The organism is Methanocella conradii HZ254, from assembly GCF_000251105.1.
GTDB lineage: Archaea > Halobacteriota > Methanocellia > Methanocellales > Methanocellaceae > Methanocella > Methanocella conradii.
Window position 1 is genome coordinate 556,736 of the sequence record NC_017034.1, and the last position, 26,726, is coordinate 583,461.

Sequence of the window (26,726 nt, forward strand, 5' to 3'; positions counted from 1 at the left end):
TCTTACCACTTTACGCCTAAACGACGACCGTATTATCGCTAATGTTCGACCTTATGGTGGCGCCGGCGCCGATTTTACATCGAATGCCTATGATATTCCCGGGCCTGGCCAGGACCCCGCCCGCGATGCAGGTGTTATCCCCGATGATAGCCCCTATAGTGGTTTTCTTCAGCACGCCATCGACCTCTACCGTGGCGTCCCCGTCCTCGGCGATGAAACCGCTCCCAAGCATGGCGCCTTCCCCTATGATCGAGCCCGAGATGTGGCTTAAAGAAGCGACCTTTACGTTATCCATTAAAATGCTATTCGATATCCGGGTAAGCGGCTCTATAGTGCAATTACTGCCAATGCTGGTATCCGGCAATATGACGGAATTAGGGCCGATGTCACAGTTATCGCCTATGCATACGGGGCCCTGGATATAAGTGCCGGGGCGGATTACGGTATTATTTCCTATCCCTACATGGCCGGATATCATGGCGCCTTTCTCTATAGCGCCCGATACCCCTAGCTTCTGGCGCTTCAGGGTCTCCGAATTAAGTTTTAGAAGGTCCCATGGGTATAGGGCATCCATCCATATCGCTTTAGAGTATATGCTCCGGACGGCATACCCGCTGCCGATCATTTTTTTAATGGCATCAGTTAACTCGTATTCGCCTCTCTCCGAAATTTCCATGCAGCTTAAAAAGTCGAAAATTTTTGTTGAGAAGCAGTAAACCCCGGCGTTTACGATGTTACCATTATCCTCGTACTTAGGCTTCTCCAGTATATCCTTAACCAGCCCATTATTCGTCTCGACAACCCCGTACTTTTTTGCGGGGCTGGCATGGGTGACGAGCATTACAGCATCGCAGTCCCTGGCGTTCATGATTTGCTTAATGTCCGAAGTATTAACGATCGTGTCGCCATTGACCAGCAAAAATTGGCCAGCAACTTTATCTGCCGCCTGCCTCAGGGCATGCGCGGTGCCTAGCTGGGGGGATTGCTCCACATACGTTATATTGACCCCCCATGCACGGCCGTCACCGAAGTAGTCCATGATTTTTTCCCGCTTATAGCCGACGACCATTATTATGTCGATAATGCCGCTATCCCTGAGGGCAGCGATTACGTACTCGAGGATCGGCTTATTACCGACGGGTATCATCACCTTCGGCCTGGTTATGGTAAAAGGCTTAAGACGGCTGCCCTCGCCTGCGGCCAGCACGACAGCGATCATGGCGTAATAACAACCCCCTATGGGCGTCAATAAGTAATCTCTTCCAGAGAGACAAATAATAAGTCAAATGATTATATATCTTATTGATATATTTAACGTATTTTTATTAATATTATATTTAAAAAGTCGATTTAAAATTTATTTTTGAGCTTGATAAAAAAATGCATAGATTTGACGTTTATTATGATAATAATTTTACTAAATTAGGAAAGGTATATATAAGCATAGCAAGCTATTGATATTGAATTGCATAAGGGAGCGCTGCGGATGAGCTCAAAGTATAAAGGCAACCTTGACGAAACTGACATTTATATCATAAGGAAGCTTTGCGAGAACAGTAACACCCCTCTGGCGTGTATAGGAGAGGAGCTGAACGTCTCGCCTTCGACGGTCCACAAGAGGATCAACCGCCTCGTCGACGGAGGCGTCATCGAGCGATTCACCATTTTATTCGACCCGGTGATACTTGACCTTAAGACGGTGGCGTTCGTCGGGATAGAGCTGGAGCGCAGCGCGCTCACGGGGAAAAAAAAGGAAGACGTCATATCACAGCTCATGAGCATCCCGGCAGTCCTTGAGATCTACGAGACGCTCGAGCCGTTCGACCTCATGCTCAAGCTGAGGACGAGCAGCGTCGACACGCTTCGCGAGATAATAGGGAACATTTCCAGCATACAGGGCGTGCTCAACACCAACACCATTTTGACTACGAAAAAGATCATGGAGACGCCGCTGAAGTATGACGTCCTCAAGGATATCAAAGGCCCTAACAAGAATTGAGCTTTTCGAGGGCGATCGGGCCCTTAATGGATGTCCACGTAGGCCATCTCACGTATGGACTCCGTGATTATGATGGTCTCATAATCCTTGATTTTGAGCGGCGCAATCCTGTCCTTGAGGATCCGCTTGAGCTCGTCGTAGTCCCACGTGGCGATGAGGAACGTCAGCTGGTATTCCCCATCAGTATGGTAGATCTGGAGGACGTTTTCCACGCGCTTTAGCTTTCTGGCCACTTCATCGATCCTGTCAGCGTCGACCTTACACTTGATTATGGCATAGCAATCAAGGCCCGCCTTCTTCTTATTGATGACGACCGTGTAGCCCTTTATGACGCCTTCCTCCTCCATGATGCCGATGCGGTCACGGACCGTAGACTGTGCGCGGTCTATCTTCTTCGCGACGTCCTTGTACGTCATCCTGCCAGACTGCTGCAGGATGTTCAATATTTTCTTGTTCATCTTATCGATCTTCATCGCATCGTCCTCGCGTGCGCTAAATATATTTAATAGATACATTAGTATATAAATATTCGGTTTTTAAATGATAGTTTATACGAATCTATTTTATATATTTGCACATGATATTTTTTCGTGTATGAGGCTTGCGTTCTTCGCATGGGAGTACCCGCCACGGCTTGTGGGAGGGCTTGGGACCTACGCCCAGTACATCACGAGGGAGCTCGTAAAGATGGGGCACGACGTGACCGTGTTCACCATGAACACGGGCAGCCTGAAAACCCACGAGGTGCTGCACGGGGTCTCAGTACACAGGCCGCTCGGGGTGGACGCCTCGGGCATCCTCAGAGTCATCGCCGCGAGCGAGCTGCAATCGTGGGGCGACCAGCTAAGGTTTTTCGGCTCTATCTTTACGTATGACATGCTGAGCTGCGCAAAGATGGTCAACAGGCTGATAAAGAAAGAGAAGGTCGAGTTCGACGTGGCGTGCGTCCATGACTGGATGGGGGCGATGGCGCTTTTAATCTTAAAGGAGGAGATGCAATTGCCGGTGGCATTCCACGTCCACTCGACCGAGTGGGGCAGGAGCCGGGGCCGGGGAAGCAAGGTGGTGAGCGACATCGAGCACCGCGGCTCCATCATGGCGGACCGCATAGTCACGGTGAGCTATGCGATGAAGGAGGACCTGGCCAGCCATGGATGGGATGCCGGGAAAGTGAACGTCGTTTGGAACGGCGTGGACCCTGGCGTGTACGATCCCTCCAAGGTTGACATGGTCGAGGCGGGGGTGCTCAGGGAACGCTACGGCGCCTCGGATAAAAAGATGATACTGTTCGTGGGAAGGCTAAACTGGGTCAAGGGCATCATGAACCTGGTACAGGCCATGCCCGCCGTATTAAAGGAGTATCCGAATGCTAAGCTCGTCATCCTGGGCACGGGCGACGAGGAGAGCAACATAAGGCATCTCATAAAGAGGCTTGGCCTTGAGGATGACGTGGCCTGCAGGTTTGAGTTCGTATCGGAGCACGAGCGTATCTTGCACTACGCTGCTGCGGACCTGTGTGCCTTTCCCTCCCTTTACGAGCCCTTTGGCATCGTGAGCCTCGAGGCGATGGCTATGGAGAAGCCCATAGTCGTGGGCGCGAGCGGCGTATCGGGGCTTAAGGAGCAGGTTGTCAACGCCGGGCCAGACAGGACTGGTGTGCATGTTGACGGGAACAGCCCCGAGGACATCGCGTGGGGGATCAAAGAAACGCTTATTGACGACGATAGGATGAGGCGGTGGGGCAAGTCTGCCCGCAGAAGGGTTCTAGAGTACTTCACCTGGGAGAAAGTTGCGCGCGAGACGCTGGGCATTTATGAGGAGATGGCGCGGTCATATGGCAAATGAGATGAGCAGGATAGCGGAGCGCCTCTTCAACCCTAAGGATAAAAAGCCTTACATATTTAACGGCAAGCCCTTGCGGAACCTTAAGGACTTGAAGGACTACCTGGTTGCCTTCAAGGAAGAGGAGGCCTTCTGGGTGGCATCATGGCTTGAATACCTGGGGGATAAGGAGCTAGCGAGGCGTATACGCCATAGGCCCCATGATTTCAAGGATATAATAATAGGGAGGTATAGGGAGCTTAAGCCATACTCCAGCTTATATGGTGGTAAGGAGCCTCTGCTTAAGAAGCCCTAATATGGCTTCGGCGAACTCCTTAGCGTACTGTGGCCCATTTGCCGTGATCACGTTTCCATCCACGACCACGCCCTCGTCCACGTAGATTTCGCCGTGCCCTTTTAGGATATCTAGCGCCTCCGGGTCGGGATAGACGGTCCCCATCCTGTCCTTCATGATGCCCGCCAGGGCCGGTATGGCGCCTGAGACGCAGATGGCTCCAATTATCTTTCCTTTATCGTTAGCTTCCCTCACCTTTCCTAGAAGGGACTCGTTATGCCATAGATACTGACGGGCGCCGCTGCCGCCGGCTATGACAATGGCATCGAGGCTATCGACGTTGATGTCCTCTATATGCAGGTCCGGCTCAGTCGAGCCGCCCTGCGAGCCGTGTATGGAGCTCTTCGTCGTGCTGGCGGTCAGCACAAAGGCCCCGGCCTCAGAAAACACGTCCTCGGGGATGAAAAGCTCCTCATCCCTGAAGTCTTTAGGAGCGGCCACAAGAACGACCTCCGTATTAGCCAGGTCGAACTCCATGATAACCACAAATAAAAGTATAGCCAGCCTGTTGATTACTCTTTATCACGGCTTTCACGGAAAAAGGATTATTATCGTTGATGCCAGATACTTATTCATGTACTATGGAACGCTCGCCGACCCCAGGGGCGAGGGCGACATACACCAGGAGCTGCGCTATGCCAGGGACGCGGGCTTCGACTTCGTGGAGATAAGCGTGGAGGGCCCCAGGTATACGCTGTCAAGGCTTAAGCCGCGAATTGGGGAGATAAAGAGCGCGGGGAAGGAATTGGGCTTATTTTTTACCTGCCATACCCCATGGGGATGGAACGTGGGGAACCCGTACAAGGGCATAAGGGATGCCACTATTAACGAGGTGATGGGCGTCATCGGTTTCGCGGAGGAGATAGAGGCCCGGCTGGTGACGGTGCACATGCACACCCGCTTCGGGCTTTACGATAAGAAGGACATGATAGGCTACATGGCGGAGGGGCTGGGCTCTCTATGCGACAGGGCTGAGAAGTCGGGCATGGCCATAACCGTGGAGAACGTGGACCAGGGCGTGGACGACCTCAGGAGGCTTTTCGAGCTGGAGCCCAGGGCAAAGTTTCATTTAGACGTGGGCCACGCCAACGTATCCTGCAAGGGCGGCGCCAGCATCCTCGAGTTCATAGAGGCCTTCAAAGACAGGCTATACCACGTCCACGTGCACGATAACAAGGGCGGCCATGGCGTGGACGGCGACTTACACCTGGCGCTGGGCATGGGCAACATCGACTGGCACAAGGTGGTGAAAGCCCTCAAGGGCGCGGGCTACGATAAAACTATCACTCTCGAGGTCTTCACGAAAAACAGGCAATACCTGGAGGCGAGCCTGGACATCCTTAAAAGCCTGGTAGGCGAGTGATGCTCACGTCCATATCGTCCAGGGCACGAGATACCAGTAAAATAAAATTACTCAACACAGCAATAAAACCCATAATTTAATATTTTAATGCCACATAAAGGCTTCCCATGCGAAGGAAGCTCTCGGAGGGGATAGAGGCGGCAATTGAAAGGTGCAATGAGGCGTATGATGGCTCGCTCTCGCGATACGCCGCCAAAAATGCCGATGCGAGGCGCAGGAAGCCCGACGCCGAGGACATACGAAGGCCGTACTTCCACGACGGCGACCGCATCATGCACTCGAGGGCCTACGCGAGGTATATAGACAAGACGCAGGTATTTTACCTTATAAAGAACGACCACATAACGCACCGGGTGCTCCACGTCCAGCTAGTTTCAAAGATAGCACGCATGATAAGCAGGGGGCTACAATTAAATGAAGACCTGGTCGAGGCGATAGCGCTGGGCCACGACATAGGGCACGTGCCATACGGCCACGACGGCGAGAAGTACCTCTCTAACGTGTGCGAGAAGCACGGGATAGGCAGGTTCCGCCACAACGTGCAGAGCGTGAGGGCGCTGGACAGGATAGAGGGCCTGAACCTGACCCTGCAGGTGCTGGACGGCATACTGGCCCATAACGGAGAGGCACACGATACGCTCATAAAGCCGGCCTTCGGCAAGTCCTGGGATACGTTTGATAAAGAAGTTGAGGCGTGCCAGCGGGCCCTTTCAGACCATTCGGGCATCCTTCCCATGACAATGGAGGGGTGCGTCGTGCGGGTCTCAGACACCATCAGCTTCATCGGCAGGGATATCGAGGACGCCATAACGATAGGCCTCATCGCCAGGGACGAGGTTCCGAAGGAGTGCGCCGACATTCTAGGAGATAATAACAGGGACATCGTGAACAACCTCGTCATAGACGTCATCGAGAACAGCTATGGGGAAGGCCATATAGCGTTGAGCGCGGAGACGGCTGCTGCGCTCAAGAAGTTGCGGGAGTTCAACGAGAGGCGCATATACAATCACCCGGGGGTCAAGTCAGAGGCAGGCAAGATTGAGCGCATGTTCTCCATGCTCTTCGAGACCTTTCTGGATGCGCTTGAAAAAGAGGACCACAGTTCGAGGGTCTACAGGGATTACCTGGACGTGATGGGGAAAGACAGGCGAGAGGAATACCTGGATGGCATCTCGGACCCGGAAGTCGTGAGAGACTTCATCGCGGGCATGACCGACGACTACTTCAACGACGCCTTCAGGGAGATATTTTTGCCCACGAAGAGGCGGCTATAGTATCTAGCGGCGTCGCTCTTTTGCCGTGAGCACGCAGCGCTGCCTATGGCTTTGCATAGCTCTCGAGCACCTTCTTCTCCGCCTTCCTCAGGTGTTCCACCGCGGTCGATGGCGACACCTTTAGCCTTTTGGCCACGTCCTTAATGGAGGAGCGGCGGGGCGTCTCGAAATACCCCATCTCCACCGCAGCCTTGAGAGCGCTCATCTGTCGCTCCGTTAGGCCCACGTCCGGCTCCACTACTTCTGCGCTGCGTATGTACGCTATCTCGGCGCAACGCTCCAGGGCTGCCACTGCCTCCTGTAGCTCTTCCCGCGTCGGAGCCACTATATGCCAGTTCTCCACACCATCTTTCACTATAGTCGGGCCAATGAACACACAATTCTTCTTGATTATGCTGTCGATGATAGAGCTCTGCTCCGCCCAGGTGATGACCTCCGCCCTGTCCGCAGACCTCGATAGGATGGCGAACTTCTTGACCTGGGGGATGGACGCTAAAAATGATTCAAGCTCGCCGATCCTGGCGCTCACTATGGTCTGGTAGCCATAGAGCTGGTCATTGGGGAGCATGTAGGTGTATTTCACGATGATGGTCGCCGCCAGCGCCTTCGAAAGCCTGTAGTGCCAGCAATCCCTGTGCCGTATGCCGATGCTCATCGCTATGGACATAAATATGACTAACCGTATATGTTCGGTATATCATTTAAAGTCATTGGTCGAGCATTCTAGTATGGGTGGAATATATGGTCACCATTTATTATGATAAGGATGCCGATCTAAAGTACTTGAAGGATAAGAAGATAGCCATCATAGGCTATGGCAGCCAGGGGATGGCCCAGTCGCAGTGCTTGAAAGATTCTGGCTTAGACGTCGTCGTGGGCCTGAGGAAGGGCGGCGCGTCCTGGGACCAGGCGAAGAAGGATGGGATGGCGGTGGCCACCATAGAGGACGCCGCGAAGCAGGCCGACGTCGTCCAGATGCTCATCCCGGACGAGCTTCAGGGAAAGGTGTATAGGGAGCAGGTCGAGCCCTATATGAAGAAGGGCAAGACGCTGATGTTTTCGCACGGGTTTAATATCCACTACGAGATGATAAAGCCTGGCGATGGCATCGACGTGGTCATGATCGCCCCCAAGAGCCCCGGCCACCTGGTGAGGAGGATGTACCTGGAAGGCAAGGGCGTCCCATCGTTGATAGCCGTACATAAGGATTACTCGGGCAAGGCCCATAAGGTGGGACTGGCGTACGCGAAGGGCATAGGCTCCACCAGGGCGGGGGTCATCGAGACCACGTTCAAGGAGGAGACCGAGACTGACCTGTTCGGCGAGCAGGTGGACCTCTGCGGCGGCGTCACCGAGATGGTGAAGGCCTCCTTCGAGACGCTGGTGGATGCGGGCTATCAGCCCGAGATAGCATACTTCGAGACCCTGCACGAGCTGAAGCTGATAGTGGACCTGATGTACGAAGGCGGCATGACGAACATGTGGGATAGCGTGTCCGACACCGCCAAGTATGGCGGCCTGACTAGAGGCAAGCGCATCATAAACGATAAGAGCCGGATGGAGATGTGGCGGACGCTGGAGGAGATACAGGATGGGCGGTTCGCCAGGGAGTGGGTGCTTGAGAACATGGCAGGAAGGCCCGTCTTTAATAAGCTTACAGAGATGGACGCGGAGCACCCCATCGAGAAGGTGGGCAAGGAGCTTCGGGCCATGATGCCGTGGCTCAAGAAGTAATAGAGCCTCTTATGCCCGCTACCTGGCGGGCTTGTTTAAATTATCGGTCGTCATGGCATCGGAATTGCGCGCTAAAAGCCATTAATTTTTATATATATGCTTTTTTATATTGGTTTTACTGTAGGGAGGATTAGGATGAAGAAGGCTATCTATATTTTAGTTTTCGTATTGCTTGTCGGCTCTTGCATGGCCACGGCGCAGCAGTACCAGGGGAGCCCGCAGGATGGAAAGGCGTTAAACGTTCCGCCGCCACCGCCGAAGTCTAAGCCCGACATGCAATACGGCAACACCGCGAGGGCGGCCATAATAGCCGAGCGCCTGACCGAAGCGGCACAGGGCAACGCAGCCGTCCACATAAACGAGGACTGCATCATCACCGTAGAAGTGTACCTGAAACAGGATGCGAGCCCGTACGACATCGCCGGAACCATGGCTAACCTCACGTACATGCTAGCCGATATGTACAGCCTGACCGACCGCGCAGACTGCGACATCGCGCTGAAGGTCTACGATACCTCCAAAAATCTGATCATAGACGCGAAGCTCAACGTGGCCCGGAACGCATTCGAATATTTCAAGGCCGGGTAAAGTATATCTTGTAACCAGAGGTAAAGTATAACTAGAAGGTGTGGCATTTGAAGGAATATCCAAAATGTCCGTATATCGCCACTTGCTCCGTGATGGCCTTTGATGGAGAGCAGCTCTCATGGACGTGCTTGCGCTTCGAGAGGACCGTCTGCAGGATATATTGCGAGCAGTGTGAGCGAGCCATCATTCGGATGGTTGACTTTCAATGCCGTTAAAGGAGGTGACTCGTATGCGAAAAACAGTGCTGTTTAAAATGGATGAGTATAAGAAGCACCCGGAGCACACCATCAAGATGATCGTTCACTCGGCTAACATGGGCCGGCTTGAGGAGGGTACCCTGGAGAGGGTTAAGCAGGCCGATCCTAACGCTAGCGTCGAAGTGTGGCATGCGGTGGTCGGCCAGAACACCGCTGAGATCACGATATCAAAGCAGAAGGCCGAGGCCACCATCACCACGATTTAGGACGATGGGGCTATGGGGCGGAGAATCCCCTTTTAAGGGTGGGATGGTTTCGCCCCTTGATTTTTCTGACATGAAAACAATAATATTTTCGGCAAGCATATGGGGACTGTATAGATAGTCGAGTCTTGAAGTTCTACCGTATGGCAGCCAAAATTTTGTTCTGCACAGGAACCGTGTTCCGTGCTTGAGGACAAGGCTTCCATGTGCTCAGCCCGATGCTGAGATGACAGGCTGAAAGTACGCTCGCCCCTGGAGAAGGGATGGAGCGTACAAGGTGGACGCTCCCGACTTCAATCGAGAGAGAAGGTCACATTAAGAATGACATGGTCGGGTAGATGGTCCTTTTATTAGAGGCTGAAGGGGGGCTTCGCTTTTTACTTGAGCGCTCCGCGCGGTCACTTGAGCGCTCCGCGCGGCGCACCCCTCGCTAGACCCCCCAAGCTCCATTGCACCTTCGGGGCAAAATTTAGAAGTAGAAGGTGGGGTGTTTAACCATCCTCTAATCCTCATTTAGCTTACTCAGTCCTCAGCGCCTCGATGGGGTCCAGAGTGGCCGCCTGGTTAGCCGGGTAAACGCCCGCAACTGTGGTGGTGACGAAGCCGAAGCCAAGGCCAATGAGGACGTTATCCAAAGTTAGGGGCATAGGCATTCCTGCCAGGCTGCCGATCACGAGAGCGATGAGCCAGGCAATCACCAGGCCGATAAGGCCGCTAGCTATGCCAAGCATGGCGGACTCCGATAAAAACAGCATCCTCACGTCTGCCGTGGTCGCGCCAACCGCCTTCATGAGGCCTATCTCCTTAGTGCGCTCCTTCACAGTAAGCATCATCACGTTCAATATCCCTATGCCCCCGACTACCAGAGATATGGCGGCTATGCCGCCCAGGATGTACTTGATGTAGTCAAAGATGGCGTTTATCGCATCCGAGAAGGATTTAACCGTTATGACCCCATACCCCTCGTTACGGTGCAGCCTGCCCAGCGCCTCCTCCACGTTATCGGCCGTCTGCTGCGCCGCCTCCGGGGAGGACGCCCTCACGTAAATCATGCTATACGTGCTCGCGGACGAGAAGCCCTTTATGCCGTCAGTGGTCATGTATATATTTGTATTCGGGTCCCCGGAGATTATCGAGCCGTTGCTCTCCTTTAAAATGCCCACCACGGTATACTGGTGCGACCTCCCATTCATGGGGTTGGTGATGGTTATGAGCGAGCCGGGCCTTATGAGTTTAGTAAAGGTGCCGTTGGCCACCTTGCTGCCCAACACGACGCTGTAGGTATCCGTGGACGAGAGGAACCTCCCCTTATCGATGTCGCGGGCCAGCCTGGCCTCGCTTGCCGCGTGGATGCCCTGTATGGAAAGGCTCCTGTTCTCCTCGTTATAGGTGACTACGCCGCTCTCCATGATCCTCGCGTTGACCTCGACCACCCCGGGGGTGCTCATGAGGAGGCTTATGTCCCTATCGGTGAACTTGGCAGGCGGCTTTTCTGATGCCTGGCTATACGTATAGCTGACGCCGCCACTCTGGCTCTGCAGGCTTCCGGGTATAACGAGCATCTGGTCCAGGTCCAGGTCGCCGAACTGCTTGCTGACGCCAGAGTACAGGCCATCCCCGAGGGTGAGCATGACCACTATGGCCATGACGCCTATAATTATGCCCAGGGAGGACATCATGGTCTTGAACTTGTTATTGGAAAAATCTGAGAACGCATACTCTAGAATGTCGACAGCTCTCATGTCACTCCGTCCTCAGCGCCTCGATGGGGTCGAGCCTTGCCGCCTGGTTGGCAGGGTACACCCCGAATATGACCGTCACGGCCAGCCCAAACAATATGCCGACAGCGGCGTTCTGTACGGACACCGGCATGGGGAGCCTCGCGTAGTGGCCCACGATGGCGGCCGCGACGGCAGCGACGAGCACCCCGGCTATGCCGCTGAACAGTCCGAGCATCGCGGCCTCGGCCAGGAACACCTTGCGCACGTCCGCAGTAGTCGCCCCAACCGCCTTCATGAGGCCTATCTCCTTCGTGCGCTCCTTCACCGTAAGCGTCATCACGTTCATTATGCCTATGCCGCCGACCACCAAGGAGATTGCCCCTATGCCCGCGAGGGTGTACTTGATCATCGTGAACACCTGGGTGATGAGGTCGGCGAACATCTTCTGGGTGAGCACTGAGAAGCCCTCGTTCCTGTGCAGGCGGCTAATCGTGGCCTCCACGTCCTTAGCCACGGCGTCCGCCGACTCGACCGAGTCCGCCCTCACACCAATGTACGAGTACGTGTCCTGGTCGGAGAGAGCCTTGAAGCCTGCCTTAGTCATGTAGATTGCCGTGTTGGGGTTGCCCACCAGGATGGAGGCGTTGCGCTCCTTCATTATGCCCACCACCACGTACTCCTGAGACCTGCCATTAAAGCTGTTAGTAAGGGTGATGTACGACCCCGTCCGTATCTCCTTGCCGAAGGTGCCGTTGGCCGCCTTGCTCCCCAGCACTACGGCGTATTTATCCGACGGGGAGAGGTATCGGCCTTTATAAACCTGACTGGCATAGCGCCCCGAGTAATACTGAGGAGCGATGGCGCTTACGCTCATGGTCCGGTTCTCGCCCCTGTAGCTCGCCTGGACGGAGCTTAAGGTTATCTCGGGGTATACTTCCACCACCCCGGGCGTGCTCATGAGCAAGCTCACATCCCTGTCAGTGAGCTGCGCCGGCGGCTTCTGGGATACGGTGCCGGTCTGCATGTCAATGCCCATGGGCAGCACTACCATCGTGTCCAGCTCCAGGCTTCCGAACTGCTTGCTGACGCCTGAGTACAATCCATCCCCGAGGGTGAGCATGACCACTATGGCCATGACGCCTATAATGATGCCAAGGGAGGACATCACCGTCTTGAACCTGTTGCTCGTGTAGTCCGAGAAGGCGTACTCCAGGACGTCAAGCGTTTTCATAGCGCCTCTACTTTCGCCTGCCCTTCATGTACACGTATATGCCACCGAAAATCATCGCCACAACGGCGACGATGCCCAGCACGTAGAGCAGCATGTCACTGCCAGCGCTCGCCGGGGCTGCAACGGCCGAGTTATGGTCGGTGTATACTACCAGCGGCTCGGTCTCGTGCCAGTTATCCCCATTCTTGTACACTACCTTAAAAGAGGGGTTGCCGCTATACGACGAGTTCTTAGCCGTGACGTCGAACTGCACCGTGTACAGCTCGCCAGCCCCGATGCTGCCCACCACGTACTCCTGTATGGGCTTGAACACGAAGTCTTCGCCGCTGGGCACGACGCTCACGCCATCTACGGCGTTAGGCCTCAGGTTCACGATGTCGAGCACCACGGTCTTCCTGGCGGTGGAGAACGCCTGAGGCGCGTCGTTGAGCACGACCTTGAGCGGCTTGCTGTTCACCGTGACATAAACGGGGCAGTTCTGGTAAACCCCGTCGTCGTTCGTCCTTATCTTGAGCGTTAGCTGGTATATCCCATCGGCCGCGTTATCGTCCACTTTTATGGTGAACTTGAGGGGCTGGAACGTGTCGCCCATCCCGAGCCTTCCCAGGTCCAGGTATTGCTGTTTCGAGGTGACATGGATGGGAGCGTCGGCAATCAGCATGACCTCTTTGAGCGTTAGCGCCCCGTCCGGCGTGCTGCTGCTCGTGACGCTCGTCGTCGACTGGTGCGATGGCGTGGCCATTCCATTGGACACCCCAGCCCCGTAATTGTACGTGTCCGTCTGGGTCTTGCTCTCGCCCGTAAGCGACGTCGTCGGGTTCGAAAGCCTGACAGTGATCGTGCCCGTGTCCCCCGGCATGAGGGCCGTGGGAGAGACAGAAACGTCGCTCACCGCGATGGACGGCTTGCCAGTATCGGCATAGGCCGGCACTGCAGCCACTAACAGGAGCACCGCGAGGATGCCCAAAACTTTTAGCAACTTCATATACACGTCTCCAGCTATAAATGAAAGCATCAAGTCTCTTCGAGTATGGCGCCATCCTTGAGGCGGATGATCCGCTGGCTAAACTGGGCGACATCGGGGTTATGGGTAACCATGACTATCGTCCTTCCCTTCTTATTCAGGTCCACGAACAGGCGCATGATCTCTTCTCCAGTCTTCGCGTCCAGGTTCCCGGTCGGCTCGTCGGCCAGCAATATAGAAGGATCGTTAACCAGCGAGCGGGCGATCGCCACGCGCTGCCTCTGCCCGCCGGAAAGCTCGTTCGGCCTGTGGGAGAGGCGATCGCCCAACCCCACCTCCTCGAGGTATTTCTTCGCGATGGCGGACCGGTAGGCCTGTGGCTTCCCCTGGAATATCATGGGAAGCTCGACGTTCTTAAGGGCCGTCATCCTCGCTACGAGGTTGAAGGTCTGAAAGATGAAGCCGATCTCCTTTCCCCTGAGATGGGATAGCTCAACGTCGTTAAGCGTGCCCGTATCCCTTTCATTGATGACGAGCCGGCCCGAGTCCGGCCTGTCCAGCAGTCCAATCAGGTTCATGAGCGTGCTCTTTCCGCTCCCCGATGGGCCCATTATGCTTATGAACTCCCCCCTCTTTATGTCAAGGTTGATGCCCTTGAGCACCAGCAGGTTTTCGCTGCCCATGCGGTAGCTCTTTCGGACGTCCCTTAATGAAACCACGGAATCCATGCAATGCCTCCTGAGACTCTTTAAAGCCGCTTACCCAATGAACCTTTTTTACCCTATGTCTTGACTGAGGATATATAGCTTACTATATAGCGCACGAACATATTGAGCTTTTGCCCTTTTTACTGCGTTATATCATAAAAAAGCCTGATCAGGGCAGGCGTTAAACGCCTGCCGGATCACTGGCGCAGGGTCAATGGATAGTTGGGGGCCTCATCGGTTATCATGATATCGTGAGGATGGCTCTCGCTCATGCCCGAAGGCGTCACCCGGATGAAGCGGGCCTTCTCCTGCATCTCCTTGATTGTAGCCGCCCCGCAGTAGCCCATCGACGAGCGCAGCCCGCCTATTAGCTGGTAAACCGTGTCGCTAACCGTGCCGCGATACGGTATAGCGCCCTCGACCCCTTCCGGCACGAACTTGGTCTTGCCTATCTCGTGAGACTCCTGGAAGTAGCGGTCCGAGCACTCCCCACCGGCCATGGCGCCAAGGGACCCCATGCCCCTGTACTGCTTATATTTCCTGCCTTTAATGGTGATGAGCCTGCCCGGGGCCTCCTTGGTGCCCGCAAGCAGGTTGCCAAGCATGACGCAGTCGGCGCCTGCAGCTATCGCCTTCGCGATGTCCCCGGAGTACCTAATGCCGCCGTCGGCGATGACAGGCATCCCGGCCTCCCTGGCCACGTCCACGGCCGAGGCTATGGCCGTGAGCTGCGGGACTCCCACCCCTGCCACTATCCTGGTGGTACAAATCGACCCGGGCCCCACGCCCACCTTGACGCCGTCCGCGAACCCGACGAGCTCCTCGCAGGCCTCTGCGGTCGCGATGTTCCCCACAACGACGTCCGCGGAGACCATCTTCTTTATCCTCCTCGCCGACTCCACCACCCTCATGTTATGGGCGTGCGCGCAGTCAACGCATATTGCATCTACGCCCGCCTTATCGAGGGCCAGCGCCCTCTCCACGTCGAACGGGCCTACGGCGGCGGCGACACGAAGCTGGTCGCTGCCGTTCTTGTTAGCGTTAGGATACTGGCGCCTCTCCAGTATGTTCTGCATCGAGATGATGCCCACGAGGCCGCCCTTTTCATTTATAATAGGTAAGCGCTCCACCTTATGCTCATACATTATATCGATGGCCTCGTCGACCTTGACCCCCTCGGTGGCGGTGACCACGTCCCTGGTCATGACCTCAACTATCTTCTTGTTCGGCTCCGACTTCACGATGGGCCTGATGTCACGCCTGCTTATGATGCCGACGAGCTTGCCGTCATCTATTATTGGGATGCCGCTGATGCTCTGCTCCATCATTATCTTCCAGACGGACCCTATAGTCTGGGAGGGGCTGGCAGTGACCACGTCCCTGATGATGACCTCCTCACCCCTCTTTACCTTCTTTACCTCCTCAACTTGCATATCCCTGGGCATGTTCCTGTGGATGACTCCTATGCCGCCTTCCCTGGCGATGGCGATGGCCATCTCGGCCTCGGTGACGGTATCCATCGCAGCGCTTACTATTGGGATGCTCAAGCTGATGTTCTTCGAAAATCGTGTTTTTACATCCGTGTGGTCCGGCTCTACATATGATTTGCTCGGGACGAGCAGGACGTCGTCAAAAGTTATCCCGAGCGGGGCATCTAGCTTTTTTAAGAACACTATAAATCACCGTGTATACCCTTTTGGGTAACTATACTGAACATAGTATTAATAAATTTCTCTGTTGGCGGGGCGGCCATATAACAGGGTGAAGCGTGCCGATTTTTAATTAATCATGGCCTTGAGCTTTGCCACGAGCTCGGGCCTTATTGAGCCGCTACGGTCGCCGCCGCACACGAGGCCCCTAACGCCGATGATATCAGGGGCTAAGCTTTTGATTGCCGGGACGTCCTCAAACTTTATCGAGCCGGCCAGGGCGCAGGCTAGCCTGTTCTCGTGGGCGAGGCTGACGAACCCCTGAAGCTCCTCCCGGCTCATGAACTCGAAGGTGGACCTGCCATCCTTTATCCCCGTGTCCACCATCACCACGTCGCAGCCTGCCTTTTTTGCCACTGGCGGCAGGTTGAGCGGGCTGAGCGACCCTATGCGAGAATAGTCGGAATAAGCTGAGGCAACGACCGTCTTCTCAGCATCAAAAGCCCTTACCGACCTTACTACTGCCGATAAAAGGTCGTACGCCTGCTCTATCGTATGAATATCATAAAGCCCCACCTTGATGTAGTTCGCCCCTGCCACCGCGGCCCCCAGGGCTGCGAGCGATGCCGTGCCTGGCTTGTAGTCGAAATCGCCTATGGTGGCGCTCAAGGGCTTGCTGACGTTTGACTTGATCTCTGCGATGACCCATGGGAAGTTGGCGCCGAGCGACCCCTCCCCGGGGTTCTTGACGTCAATTATGTCGGCTCCGCCCTTCTCCGCTGCCATCGCCTCCTGTACGTTCATGGGGCTGACTAATAGCTTCATGCAAATCAACTAATACCATTTTGGTATATAACCCTTTTTTTGCCATCCTTTATTCATTCGAGCTTTCTAGCCGTGCTTCTCCAGTTAGCCGACAGCTCTATCTCCTGCCTGAAGTTTACCCTTGCCCGGGCGTCAGTGACGAGTATCTTATCCCCGACCGAGAGCGCCTCGGCGAAGCTCGCCAGCTCTCCCCAGAAAACCACCCTTATGCGGCCCGTCTTATCCTCATCAGCCGTCTTATCCTCATCAGAGATGTAGATACTACACAGCCTGCCAGGCTTGCCATCACGAGTCGTGAACTCCCTGACCCCGTCAATGCCGGTGACTATGCCCTTGACGTTATACGACTTGTCGGGCTCGATGTCGCCTATCCTGGTGACCTGCTCCTCATACACTACCTTCTTATCGGACTTCCTTATTATCCCCCTTGCGCCGACCTGTATCTCCACCCCTCCCAGGGACTCACGGGTGTAGGCGTGAAGCACCTCGATAGTGTCACCCGGGCTCAAAGCCTCAACATCCTTTAGCTTATTATCCCAGACTGTGAGCCTTATCTTTCCCGTCTCGTCGCCCAGCACGAGGCCCTGCACCGACCCAGTCGAGCCATCCTTTCTGCTAAAGGAGTGGGGCTCCTGCTTGGATAAGACTAAGCCCCTGACGCACACGTTGCCCATGCCCATCCTTATTTCATTTATCTTAACCATGGGGTCCTTTACGGCTATCTTCGTGTCCTCATCCTTAACAATGCCCCCTCCCCTGCCTATGCTGACCTCGAGGCCACGCTGGCCCTCCTTAACGTAGCCGCTTATCCTGAGCACGTCGCCAGCCTTGACATCGCCCGTCTTCACTGCGTCCGCCAGCTCGTCCCATAGCACCACCGTTATCTCGCCGGTCTCGTCGGCAACGGTGATATTACAAACCCGGCCAACGCTGCCGTCTGTGCGGCTGAACTCGCGGGGCTCGAAGATCTCTACGACCTTTCCGAGGAATTGCACGTTTTTCCTGTCGAGCGTGATCTCCTTTATCTTGATGGCGTTTACGCCCTCCACGCCAAGGTCATGGGCCACGAGCAGGGCGGCGGTATGCTCATCGCATAGGCCGCCCATGACGTCCATCTTCTCCTCCACCATCCTGCTGAACTCCTCCAGCGAGACCCTGCCGTTCAGCTTTTCATAGACTTCACGCACGTCTGACATGATAAGCACGCCCTCCGTAGGTAAGGCTTGAGGGCTAATAAGCCTATTCGTTCAAAAAACTTTTCATGGTTAAATTTATAAGCAGTCCGCTGCATTAAAGCTTGGATTTAAATGTCGAACGGCCTCACCATCACTGAAAAGATCTTTAGCAGGGCGTCCGGCAGGCCCGTGAGGGCCGGCGATTTCGTCATGGCATCCATAGACAGGGCGATGGCCCACGATATAACGGGGCCGCTCGCCGTTGAGGGCTTCTACGAGATCATGCGGGACGAGAAGGAGAAAAAAGTCTGGGACCCGGAGAAGATCATCATTTTATTCGACCACCAGGTCCCGGCCGACTCGCTAAACGCCGCAAGGAATCATATTTTATTGAGGAAGTTCGCCAGGGAGCAGGGAATAAAGCATTTTTATGACCTTCATGAGGGCATCTGTCATCAGGTGATGCCCGAGAAGGGCCACGTCCTGCCGGGGCAGCTAATAGTAGGATCGGATTCGCATACCTGCGCCTACGGCGCCCTGGGCGCCTTCGGAACTGGCATCGGCTCCACGGACATGGCGGCCGTATTCGCCCTCGGAAAGCTCTGGTTCCGGGTGCCCGAGTCAATGCGGTTCGAGGTGAACGGCAAGCTCGGGGATAGAGTATACTCTAAGGACATTATACTGAAGCTAATAGGAGACGTGGGGGCTGATGGGGCACGCTACAAGGCCTGCGAGTACGCGGGCGAGGCGATAAGGAGGCTTGACGTGTCCCAGCGCATGACTATTAGCAACATGGCCATCGAGATGGGCGGCAAGGCGGGCATCATCGAGCCCGACGGTAAGACGGAGAAGTACGTCCGGGAGCGCTCTCCCGGCTATAGGCTCGATGAGGGCTTGAAGAGCGATGAGGATGCAGAATACGCCGAGGTTCGGGAGTACGACGTGACGGGCATGCCGCCCCAGGTCGCCTGCCCACACAACGTGGACAACGTGGTAGATATAGATAAAATTGAGGGCAAGAGGATAGACCAGGTGTTCCTGGGCTCATGTACCAATGGCCGATTCGAGGATTTGAGGATAGCTGCGGAGGTCATGGATGGAAGGCCGGTGGCGAAGGGCGTGCGCATGATAGTCATACCCGCCTCCCATACTGAGTACATGAAGGCGCTGAGGGCCGGCCTGATTGAGGAGTTCGTGAGCGCCGGGGCGCTGGTCGAGTCGCCCTGTTGCGGCCCATGCATGGGAGGCTCCTTCGGGCTGCTCGGCCCTGGAGAGGTTGGGCTGTCCACCTCGAACAGGAACTTCAGGGGAAGGCAAGGCAGCCCTGACGCCCTCGTTTACCTGTGCAGCCCTGCGACCGCGGCGGCCTCAGCCGTAAAGGGCAAGATAGCGGACCCGAGGAGCGTGTGAGCATGGCCAGAAAGACCAAAGCGACGGAAATGGCCGAGGCTAAGCACGCCGGAGGCCTCTCCAGGGCCTGGAAGTTCGGCGACGACGTGGATACGGACGCTATCATACCTGGCAGGTTCTTGACCATAAACGATCCGAAGGAGCTGGCAAAGCACGCCTTCGAAGGCGTGAGGCCGGACTTCAGGCCATCGACGGGCGATGTGGTCGTGGCCGGGGAGAACTTCGGGTGCGGCTCGTCCCGCGAGCACGCCCCGCTGGCGCTCAAGGGGGCGGGCATTAAGTGCGTCATAGCGAAGTCGTTTGCGCGCATCTTTTTCAGGAACTCCATAAACATCGGCCTGGCCATGCTCGAATGCAGGGAAGCCGATAGGATAGCCGATGGGGACGTCCTGGAGATAGAGGGCAACACGATAAAAAACCTGACAAAAGGCGAGACATATGAGGCCGCCCCGCTCCCCGGCTTCCTGGCCGAGATAGTGGAGAGCGGCGGGCTCATCGAGTACGCCAGGGCGATGGTGGCGAAAAAGCATAAGGGGAAGAAAAAATAATAAAGAGGTTTCTGGATGGCATCGTATAAGATACCGGTGATAGCGGGGGATGGCATAGGCCCCGAGGTCATCGCCGAAGGCAAAAAAGTGGTGGAGGCTGCCGGGGAGGTCTATGGCTACGACGTGGAGTGGATCGACCTCCCGCATGGGTGCGACCACTATTTGAAGACCGGGGAGACCATCTCCGAGGATACGCTAAAGGAGTTGAGCAACTACAGGGCCATATACCTGGGCGCAGTTGGCGACGAGCGCAAGGTCAAGACGGGCATCCTTGAGCAGGGCATCCTGCTCAAGCTCAGGTTCTACTTTGATCAATATATCAACTTGCGGCCGGTGAAGCTGCTGGACGGCGTGGAGACGCCCATTAAGAATAAAACGTCGAAGGACATCGACTTTTACGTGGTGAGGGAGAACACCGAGGACTTTTACGCGGGCCTTGGGGGCCGGGGCGTGAAGGGACTGTCTCACCAGCATTTAAAGCTGAAAAGAGAGCTATACAGCGTCAAGTTTGACCTTGACATCCTCACCGATAGCGACGAGATAGCCTACCAGATAGGCGTCATAAGCAGGGAGGGGGCACGTAGAATCATCGACTACTCCTTCCAGCTTGCCCGAAACAGGAAGAAGCACCTGTCCAGCGTGGACAAGGCCAACGTGATGACGGACATCTACGGGCTGTGGCGTGAGGTCTTCCAGGAAACGGCTAAGGGCTATCCTGACGTGAAGACCGACTTCAACTTCGTGGACGCCGTCACCATGTGGTTCGTGAAGAACCCCGAGTTTTTCGACGTGGTCGTCGCCCCCAACATGTTCGGGGACATAATCACGGACCTGGGCGCCATGCTCCAGGGCGGGCTGGGCCTCGCGCCTGGCGGCAACATCAACCCCGAGGGGACGAGCATGTTCGAGCCCATGGGCGGCTCCGCCCCGAAGTATAAGGGCTTAAACAAGGTGAACCCGATAGCGGCCATCTGGGCGGGCGCCCTCATGATGGAGCACCTCGGCGAGGGCGAGGCGGCCAACGCCATCGTGAAGGCCATTGAGACGAGCCTCAGGGAGCGGAAGGTCCGCACATATGATCTGGGAGGCACTTCTAAGACCTCTGAAGTTGGCTCTGATATCGCCCGTATTGTAAGACAGCAGGGGCGCATATAAAGGCATTAGCGCCTATACCATGCATTGATCGAGGCAATGGAGGCATCTACCCTTGCCTTGCTGCGCTCAACACCATATGGCTCCTGGCCCTGCCGGCGCCCCTTCCTTATTCGCCCGTCGCCATTTATCGCCTTCAACACGGCTTTAACAAGACATATATGCCATTGGAGCATTTTCAATTTTTACCTCCATGGCATCAGGCGGATAAGAGCCCATATTAGTTCGGGGAAATCCACTATACCAAAGGTAAATCCGCTACACTGAAACTTTTTTATAGTATACTATTGACCTTGGGTGTGTGAGAAAAGACCGCATTGAGGAGCGCCTGGCCGCGCTGGAGAAGGGCTTCAGGGAGGTAAGGGCAGAGCAGAGGCAGGCCATCGAGTCGCTGAGGGATGAGCTTAGAAGCTTTCAGGAGGCCATCCTTGAGGACCGGATAGCCTCCATTAATGAGGTCATAAAATGGTATGAGGAAGCAGCCTACGATGGGGCCATATCGGGTGCCGCCCGAAATTTCCAGGACAGGATGCGCACGGATTGCCCGCCTCAGTATAAGAGGCAGGAGTGTATCGACGGCCTGGTTGATGAGCTAAAAGATGATGCGACCAGGCTCAGGCACGCGGGCGACCTGAAGGCGTGTATCGAGGGCATCCTGGAGGAGGATGAGAGGGAGCTTGAAAAGTTCAAGGGCATGGCATGTGAGCGCTGCCTCGACGCCTACGTGGCCGAGCGGGACGAGCTCATAGGCCTCGCGCAAAAGCTCGCAGGGCTAAAGGCAGACCTGGCTTCCCGCGGGAGGCTCGTTTACATGGGCGAGATGCAGGATGGCCCGGTGATCTCCAGCGTTATCGAGCCTCTGTCCCATGAGGCGCGCTTCCGGATGCTCAAGCGGCTGGCGGAAGGCAGCCTCTCTTTTAAGGAGCTTGCAGGCGTGAGCGGGTTCGAAGGCGGCCACCTTAACTATCATCTTGTTAAGCTTTCGCAGGCCGGCCTCATCGCCAAGGCCGAGGATGGAAGATACGTCCTCACAGATAAGGGGTCGGGCGTGATGAGCCTGGTTAAGCGGCTTTACGAGGCGTGAGCAGCTTTTAATACTGGATGATGCAAGGTTAGAGTATTATGACCACCATCCAGCCAGTCAGGCTCACCTGCCCCCTCTGTGGCAATATTTTTGAGTCGCCCGTCGTCATGTCCACCAACTCTTTCGGTAAGCTGCACTCGGACCTGTATAAGGAGGCAGCAGGCGGCGCCCAGCCCATCTGCTACTTCGTCCATACGTGCCCGAGCTGTGGCTACACGGGATATGAGGGGGATTTCGAGAAGCAGGAATTTAGCTTCGTTTTCAGGCAGAACGTGGAGCAAAACATCACGCCCGAGGTGAAGGGCCGCAAGGTAGAGGCGAGCGGAAAATTTTACCTTGCGGCCCTGTGTGCCGAGTGGAGGGGCGCTCCAGCCCATGTGCTGGCCAGGATATATCACATGGGTGCCTGGTGTTGCCGGCTCAGTGGCCAAAAGGAGAAGGAGCGGTTTTACCTGGGCAAGGCAGCCGAGTACTTCGAAAGGGCGTTGGCCTCCAGCGATGCCCCTGAGGAAAACATACCTATCTTCACATACCTGTTGGGTGACCTGTACAGGCGGCTTGGGGAGGCCGAGAAGGCAAAGGAGTGGTACAGCAAGGTGGAGCAGGCCATAAAAGAGCATGGTGGCGACCCTAGGATAGGGGAGCTTGCCAGGCGGCAATTGAAAGAGCCCTCTGATTTTTTATCCTAAGGTAGGTCGATAATAAAAATGATGGTCGGGTAGATAATAGAAGATGTGGTGTTTAACCATCCATCATCACATGAGCCCCTTCGATCAATAGAAAAAGCCATTCAGCAAAACAACATATCCGATAAGTTTATGTGATGAAACGCCAACTATGAGCGCAGCTTATCTTAAAAATGAGCCCCGATAGGGTAGTGGATATCCTTGGAGCCTGCGGAGCTCTAGACCTGGGTTCAAGTCCCAGTCGGGGCGCTTACTATATTGGCTTTACTTAAGAGCCATATTTATTTAGACCAAATTATAATAAAATTGCCTGTCGGCATGCCGATTTACCATAAATAAGGCCCCATCGACCCTTTTTTTACATTATCCACGGAGAAAGCATCCCTCTCTCCCTCATATTTCGTCATCCACTGGTTTTTTCCGCCATCATACTACAGCAGGATTAATCAACACCAGCACCCAAGTTATAAAACACTGACTGCCTTAACAGGAGCGAGCACATGTTGGAATCCACAAACAAAACCAAGAAAATACTCATGTACGTCATACCGGACCACATCCGGGAAGAGTTGGGCGAAGATGGCCGCATAATCGACCGCATCAAAGTCGTGAGCTTCCAGGATAAGGACAACACCAGGGGCGTCTACCTATGCACCACAGGCAACGACGAGATAGAGGAGGTCTCGCCCACGCCCATGCAGGCCTGCGGCCTCGTAACGGTCCTGGACGGCAAGTTCGTCTTGATTCACAGCGATGGGGAGACCACGCTGCATTTCACTAACGCCAGGTCCGAGGATGAGGTGATCGACGAAGTCTACCTCCTTTCTGAGAAGAGCGGCCTGGCTAAGGGCATCGCTGCCTACAAGAAGATGATGCCACGGCTCGACCACGCAAGGGCCAATTAATTTTTTACTAGTCGAAAGAATTGCATAATTCGAATAGAGGCTGAAAAGGGGGCTTCTATGAGAAAACGGATGGTTAGACATCATATCTTCTTTTTCTAGAGGCTGAAGGGGGTCTAGCGAGGGGTGCGCCGCGCGGAGCGCTCTAGTGACCGCGCGGAGCGCTCTAGTGACCGCGCGGAGCGCTCAAGTAAAAAGCGAAGCCCCCCTTAGCCTCAAAATAAAAGAAAAACCCTCTGCACGGCCATTGTTTTTTCATGTTAAACCTTCTGCTCGACCATCTTCTTAACAACGTAGCAGCGAAGTGTCAAGGTTTATATGGTAAAATCGCCATTTATAGAACAAGTCAAATGGTGTCGAGGCATGATCAGAGGCGAGGCATTATACAGCGGAAAGGCGAAAACGGTGTACGCAACCCCTGATCCAAGGCGATACATCGTAAAGTTCAGGGACGACGTCACCGCCGGAGACGGGGCGAAAAAGGCCAGCATGAAGGGAAAAGGGTACTATAATGCCCAGATATCGGCGAAACTCTTCAAGCTACTCGCCGATAACGGGATCAGCACCCACTACATAAAGATGGTCTCGGAAGACGAGATGCTCGTCCACGCCTGCAACATGATAAAGCTCGAGGTCATACCCAGGAACTACGCGGCCGGCTCCATCGTGAAGAAGTACGAGTTTCCGGAGGGCAAGAGGTTCGACCCGCCCATCATCGTCATGGACTATAAGAATGACGCCGCTCACGACCCCATGCTAAACGATGACATTGCCATAGCCCTCGGCATCGTCACCGAAAAGGAGCTCAGGAAGATCCGGAAGGTCTCGCTCAGGGTTAACGAGATACTGCAAAAGTTCCTCGATGAGAAGGGCCTCCTGCTGCCGGACTTCAAGCTTGAGTTCGGGAAGGTGGATAAGAAGATAGTGGTGGCGGACGAGATATCGCCGGACACCATGCGCCTCTGGAAGAAGGATACGCATCAGAGCCTGGACAAGGACGTTTTCAGGTTTGACAAGGGAGACCTTCTGGCCGCCTACGAGGAGGCCGCGAGGCTCATCGCGCCTGAAATATTTAAGTGATTATGCTTTTTATTAAATCCTTGCCTTCGCTGGAGCCGAAAAGCGGCGGGTCCCATGATTCTATAATCCCGCCATCCTTCCTATAGATGAGCACGCCCTTCCGCTGCCACCCTGGCGTCACGCCCAGGTTGATCCCCCTTTGCCACATCATCTCATGGACGTCCTCGAACTTCATGCCCTTCATCTTCCGCGAGGCTTCTTGTTCTGGAACCCCCTCCTTGACCAGCGTGTAGAAGCCATATGACTGCATGTGGTTCCGCCACGCCTCCGCCTGCCTCCATTTAAGGTAGCCTGGCACGTCCTCATTGTGAAGCGGGACCACCCGGGCGTCGAAGGCCAGGGGCGTGTCCGCGTTAAGGGCCAGGGTGAGGGCGCTGGCCAGGTAAGAGGGCACGACGGAGTCGAGCTTTTCGATGCGCCCCTGGAAGGGGAGCACCTTAAAAAAGACGTTGAACTCATCGGAGAACGTGTAGGCCCAGTCGGGGGCCAGGCCGCTATGCCCTATAAGCATCCTCCCGGCCGATACCATTGCCTTTTCAAACCTAATATCATAGGGCTTATCTAGGCCGAGCCTGGCTAATGCCTCCTTAAAATTCCGCCCGTCAGCCCTCACGATGACCGGGGGCAGCGCTTTGATATCCCTGTATATTTCCCTGGCCTTATAGCGCTCTCCATTATCCACGATATGGCCCCTGAACAGCATTATCTTTATTAAGTGGTAATGTATATTATCGTTTTTCATTTCGGAGGGATAGAGGCCATGCCACTAAAATTGCCATCGTATGACCGCAGGCTATGGATACTATTCTTCGGTATGGCCCTAAACCAGTTTGGCATGTCCATCGTGATGCCCTTCATCTCGATCTACCTGTATTATTATCAGGGGGTGCCTGCGGGCCTCGTGGGCTTCGCCATGTTCGTCTCCTCATTTGTCGGCGCCATATTCCAGCTTGTCGGAGGGGAGATGTGTGACAGGATTGGGAGGCGGCTCACCTTTATACTGGGGCTGGTGATACTAATAGTAAGCTTCCTGCTTTTGGGGTGGGCGGTCAACGTCAGGGCGCCCTACGAGCTATACCTGCTCATATTGTCCATGACGAGGGTGGCCACGGGCCTCTTCAGGCCCATACCGAACATCATCGCGACCGACCTCGTTCCCAGAGATAAGCGGCTGGAGGCCTTCAGCCTGCTCAGGATAGGGCAGAACGCCGGGTTCGCCCTCGGCCCCATCGTGGGAGGGTTCATGGCCCTTCTCTCGTACACCTCGATGTTCTACTTTACCGCTATAACTAGCGGCATCTACCTGCTCCTCGTGATACTCTTCATAAGCGATACGAGGACCTGCATGCCCTCCGCAAGGTTCTCCTTAAGGGATGTCGGGAGCATAGCGGGCGACAGGCCTTTCATGGCCTTCTCGCTCCTCGTATTTCTGGTGACAGTGGTGTACTCCCAGATGTACTCCCCTCTATCTGTGTATGCGAAGGGATTCGTGGGGCTATCCGAGCCAGAGGTGGGGGTGCTCTTCGCCATAAACGGGACCATGGTCGTGGTGGCGCAGTATATTGTAACGAGGCTGACGGACAGCCTCAGGCTGACCACGTCAATGGGCCTGGGAGTGGCGCTATATGCACTTGGCTTCGGGCTTGTCGCCTTCTCCCACAGCTTCCTCATGCTGGGGCTCTGCGTGTTCATCATCACGCTTGGCGAATTAACGTACATGCCCCCGTCAACCACCCTGACCGCAAACCTGTCGTCGGGCGAAAACCGGGGACGGTATCAGGGCTTTTCCGGCCTGACGAGCACGCTAGGGTTCGCCGTCGGGCCCCTAATCGGAGGGATGCTGCTGGACCATTTGCCCCCTGTTGCGATGTGGCTCATCATAGGCGTATCGGGGATGGCGTGTGCCCTTGGTCTCGTATACCTGAAATTGCTGATACCTGAAGAAAAGAACGGCGCTAAGCTTATAGGCTAGAAAATGAGACGATGCCAGAGCAAGGT

At 55.1% G+C, this 26,726-nt stretch carries 29 protein-coding genes and 1 tRNA gene; 17 read left to right on the forward strand and 13 right to left on the reverse strand.

Features of this window, described 5'->3' with window-relative positions:
- Positions 1 to 16: 16 nt before the first annotated feature.
- Entirely contained in the window at positions 17 to 1,219 is a 1,203-nt protein-coding gene (gene glmU, locus MTC_RS02790; RefSeq protein ID WP_048188896.1) for a bifunctional sugar-1-phosphate nucleotidylyltransferase/acetyltransferase, read from the reverse strand.
- A gap of 246 nt (positions 1,220 to 1,465) precedes the next feature.
- Here glmU and MTC_RS02795 point away from each other — a divergent pair, with 246 nt between their 5' ends.
- Positions 1,466 to 1,999 carry an Lrp/AsnC family transcriptional regulator gene (locus tag MTC_RS02795; protein ID WP_237705954.1) on the forward strand — a complete coding sequence of 178 codons (534 nt, stop codon included), beginning with the start codon at positions 1,466 to 1,468 and terminating at the stop codon, positions 1,997 to 1,999.
- A gap of 23 nt (positions 2,000 to 2,022) precedes the next feature.
- On the opposite strand, the gene MTC_RS02800 is transcribed toward MTC_RS02795, so the two are convergent.
- Positions 2,023 to 2,472 carry an Lrp/AsnC family transcriptional regulator gene (locus MTC_RS02800; RefSeq protein WP_048189505.1) on the reverse strand — a complete coding sequence of 150 codons (450 nt, stop codon included), beginning with the start codon at positions 2,470 to 2,472 and terminating at the stop codon, positions 2,023 to 2,025.
- A gap of 121 nt (positions 2,473 to 2,593) precedes the next feature.
- Between MTC_RS02800 and MTC_RS02805 the strand changes: the two genes are divergently transcribed.
- Together MTC_RS02805 and MTC_RS02810 are read left to right on the forward strand one after the other, a co-directional pair.
- Positions 2,594 to 3,844 (forward strand): glycosyltransferase family 4 protein, encoded by a 1,251-nt coding sequence (locus tag MTC_RS02805; protein WP_048189506.1) that lies wholly within the window; start codon positions 2,594 to 2,596, stop codon positions 3,842 to 3,844.
- Positions 3,834 to 4,136, forward strand: a complete 303-nt coding sequence (locus MTC_RS02810; RefSeq protein WP_014405160.1) for a hypothetical protein — start codon at positions 3,834 to 3,836, stop codon at positions 4,134 to 4,136. Before MTC_RS02805 ends, MTC_RS02810 begins: the two co-directional genes overlap by 11 nt.
- Here the strand turns inward: MTC_RS02810 and MTC_RS02815 are convergent.
- A complete protein-coding gene (locus MTC_RS02815) occupies positions 4,098 to 4,652 on the reverse strand; it encodes a DJ-1/PfpI family protein (RefSeq protein ID WP_014405161.1) in 555 nt (184 codons plus the stop codon). The genes MTC_RS02810 and MTC_RS02815 overlap by 39 nt on opposite strands.
- 97 nt (positions 4,653 to 4,749) lie before the next feature.
- Here MTC_RS02815 and MTC_RS02820 point away from each other — a divergent pair, with 97 nt between their 5' ends.
- Both MTC_RS02820 and MTC_RS02825 read left to right on the forward strand, forming a co-directional pair.
- Positions 4,750 to 5,538, forward strand: a complete 789-nt coding sequence (locus MTC_RS02820; protein ID WP_014405162.1) for a sugar phosphate isomerase/epimerase family protein — start codon at positions 4,750 to 4,752, stop codon at positions 5,536 to 5,538.
- A gap of 107 nt (positions 5,539 to 5,645) precedes the next feature.
- Positions 5,646 to 6,812, forward strand: coding sequence for a deoxyguanosinetriphosphate triphosphohydrolase family protein (locus MTC_RS02825; RefSeq protein ID WP_014405163.1), 1,167 nt, complete (start codon positions 5,646 to 5,648; stop codon positions 6,810 to 6,812).
- 43 nt (positions 6,813 to 6,855) lie between these two features.
- On the opposite strand, the gene MTC_RS02830 is transcribed toward MTC_RS02825, so the two are convergent.
- Entirely contained in the window at positions 6,856 to 7,479 is a 624-nt protein-coding gene (locus tag MTC_RS02830; protein WP_014405164.1) for a helix-turn-helix domain-containing protein, read from the reverse strand.
- A gap of 74 nt (positions 7,480 to 7,553) precedes the next feature.
- Here MTC_RS02830 and ilvC point away from each other — a divergent pair, with 74 nt between their 5' ends.
- The 3 genes from ilvC to MTC_RS02845 all read left to right on the forward strand — a co-directional run bounded on the left by ilvC (position 7,554) and on the right by MTC_RS02845 (position 9,597).
- Positions 7,554 to 8,546, forward strand: coding sequence for a ketol-acid reductoisomerase (gene ilvC, locus MTC_RS02835; RefSeq protein ID WP_014405165.1), 993 nt, complete (start codon positions 7,554 to 7,556; stop codon positions 8,544 to 8,546).
- Positions 8,547 to 8,681: 135 nt separating this feature from the next.
- Entirely contained in the window at positions 8,682 to 9,134 is a 453-nt protein-coding gene (locus MTC_RS02840) for a hypothetical protein (RefSeq protein WP_014405166.1), read from the forward strand.
- A 229-nt stretch (positions 9,135 to 9,363) separates the two neighbouring features.
- Entirely contained in the window at positions 9,364 to 9,597 is a 234-nt protein-coding gene (locus MTC_RS02845; RefSeq protein ID WP_014405167.1) for a hypothetical protein, read from the forward strand.
- Positions 9,598 to 10,112: 515 nt separating this feature from the next.
- On the opposite strand, the gene MTC_RS02850 is transcribed toward MTC_RS02845, so the two are convergent.
- The 7 genes from MTC_RS02850 to MTC_RS02880 form a co-directional block, all read right to left on the reverse strand.
- Positions 10,113 to 11,336 (reverse strand): ABC transporter permease, encoded by a 1,224-nt coding sequence (locus MTC_RS02850; RefSeq protein WP_014405168.1) that lies wholly within the window; start codon positions 11,334 to 11,336, stop codon positions 10,113 to 10,115.
- A 1-nt stretch (position 11,337) separates the two neighbouring features.
- Positions 11,338 to 12,546, reverse strand: a complete 1,209-nt coding sequence (locus MTC_RS02855; protein WP_014405169.1) for an ABC transporter permease — start codon at positions 12,544 to 12,546, stop codon at positions 11,338 to 11,340.
- Between the two features lie 7 nt (positions 12,547 to 12,553).
- Positions 12,554 to 13,561: a COG1361 family protein gene (locus MTC_RS02860; RefSeq protein WP_237705955.1), complete on the reverse strand. Its 1,008-nt coding sequence runs from the start codon at positions 13,559 to 13,561 to the stop codon at positions 12,554 to 12,556.
- Positions 13,561 to 14,238 (reverse strand): ABC transporter ATP-binding protein, encoded by a 678-nt coding sequence (locus MTC_RS02865; protein ID WP_014405171.1) that lies wholly within the window; start codon positions 14,236 to 14,238, stop codon positions 13,561 to 13,563. Before MTC_RS02865 ends, MTC_RS02860 begins: the two co-directional genes overlap by 1 nt.
- Positions 14,239 to 14,414: 176 nt before the next feature.
- On the reverse strand, positions 14,415 to 15,890 hold the full coding sequence (gene guaB, locus MTC_RS02870) for an IMP dehydrogenase (protein ID WP_014405172.1): 1,476 nt from the start codon (positions 15,888 to 15,890) through the stop codon (positions 14,415 to 14,417).
- A gap of 105 nt (positions 15,891 to 15,995) precedes the next feature.
- On the reverse strand, positions 15,996 to 16,691 hold the full coding sequence (locus MTC_RS02875) for a (5-formylfuran-3-yl)methyl phosphate synthase (protein ID WP_014405173.1): 696 nt from the start codon (positions 16,689 to 16,691) through the stop codon (positions 15,996 to 15,998).
- Between the two features lie 53 nt (positions 16,692 to 16,744).
- Positions 16,745 to 17,887: an OB-fold nucleic acid binding domain-containing protein gene (locus MTC_RS02880; protein WP_014405174.1), complete on the reverse strand. Its 1,143-nt coding sequence runs from the start codon at positions 17,885 to 17,887 to the stop codon at positions 16,745 to 16,747.
- Between the two features lie 111 nt (positions 17,888 to 17,998).
- On the opposite strand from MTC_RS02880, the gene MTC_RS02885 reads away from it, so the two are divergent.
- Genes MTC_RS02885 through MTC_RS02895 form a run of 3 tightly spaced genes read left to right on the forward strand, consistent with a single transcriptional unit; the run spans position 17,999 to position 20,979 of the window.
- A complete protein-coding gene (locus MTC_RS02885) occupies positions 17,999 to 19,276 on the forward strand; it encodes a 3-isopropylmalate dehydratase large subunit (protein ID WP_014405175.1) in 1,278 nt (425 codons plus the stop codon).
- A gap of 2 nt (positions 19,277 to 19,278) precedes the next feature.
- Positions 19,279 to 19,824, forward strand: a complete 546-nt coding sequence (locus MTC_RS02890) for a 3-isopropylmalate dehydratase small subunit (protein WP_014405176.1) — start codon at positions 19,279 to 19,281, stop codon at positions 19,822 to 19,824.
- 15 nt (positions 19,825 to 19,839) lie between these two features.
- On the forward strand, positions 19,840 to 20,979 hold the full coding sequence (locus MTC_RS02895; RefSeq protein ID WP_014405177.1) for an isocitrate/isopropylmalate dehydrogenase family protein: 1,140 nt from the start codon (positions 19,840 to 19,842) through the stop codon (positions 20,977 to 20,979).
- 5 nt (positions 20,980 to 20,984) lie between these two features.
- Here the strand turns inward: MTC_RS02895 and MTC_RS13710 are convergent, their stop codons facing one another.
- Positions 20,985 to 21,116, reverse strand: coding sequence for a hypothetical protein (locus MTC_RS13710; RefSeq protein WP_272941614.1), 132 nt, complete (start codon positions 21,114 to 21,116; stop codon positions 20,985 to 20,987).
- A 161-nt stretch (positions 21,117 to 21,277) separates the two neighbouring features.
- Here MTC_RS13710 and MTC_RS02900 point away from each other — a divergent pair, with 161 nt between their 5' ends.
- From MTC_RS02900 to purC, 5 genes are all read left to right on the forward strand, one after another.
- Entirely contained in the window at positions 21,278 to 22,060 is a 783-nt protein-coding gene (locus tag MTC_RS02900) for an ArsR/SmtB family transcription factor (protein WP_014405178.1), read from the forward strand.
- Positions 22,061 to 22,098: 38 nt separating this feature from the next.
- Positions 22,099 to 22,749 carry a DUF2225 domain-containing protein gene (locus MTC_RS02905; RefSeq protein ID WP_014405179.1) on the forward strand — a complete coding sequence of 217 codons (651 nt, stop codon included), beginning with the start codon at positions 22,099 to 22,101 and terminating at the stop codon, positions 22,747 to 22,749.
- A gap of 174 nt (positions 22,750 to 22,923) precedes the next feature.
- Positions 22,924 to 22,995 (forward strand) — tRNA-Arg (locus tag MTC_RS02910).
- Positions 22,996 to 23,246: 251 nt separating this feature from the next.
- Positions 23,247 to 23,651, forward strand: a complete 405-nt coding sequence (locus MTC_RS02915) for a hypothetical protein (protein ID WP_014405180.1) — start codon at positions 23,247 to 23,249, stop codon at positions 23,649 to 23,651.
- 363 nt (positions 23,652 to 24,014) lie between these two features.
- Complete coding sequence (purC, locus tag MTC_RS02920) at positions 24,015 to 24,728, forward strand: phosphoribosylaminoimidazolesuccinocarboxamide synthase (protein ID WP_081476838.1); 714 nt, start codon at positions 24,015 to 24,017, stop codon at positions 24,726 to 24,728.
- Here the strand turns inward: purC and MTC_RS02925 are convergent.
- Positions 24,721 to 25,470, reverse strand: coding sequence for a tRNA(His) guanylyltransferase Thg1 family protein (locus MTC_RS02925; protein WP_014405182.1), 750 nt, complete (start codon positions 25,468 to 25,470; stop codon positions 24,721 to 24,723). The two genes, purC and MTC_RS02925, sit on opposite strands and share 8 nt — an antisense overlap.
- A gap of 18 nt (positions 25,471 to 25,488) precedes the next feature.
- Between MTC_RS02925 and MTC_RS02930 the strand changes: the two genes are divergently transcribed.
- Positions 25,489 to 26,700, forward strand: a complete 1,212-nt coding sequence (locus MTC_RS02930) for an MDR family MFS transporter (protein ID WP_014405183.1) — start codon at positions 25,489 to 25,491, stop codon at positions 26,698 to 26,700.
- The last annotated feature ends 26 nt before the right edge of the window (positions 26,701 to 26,726 follow it).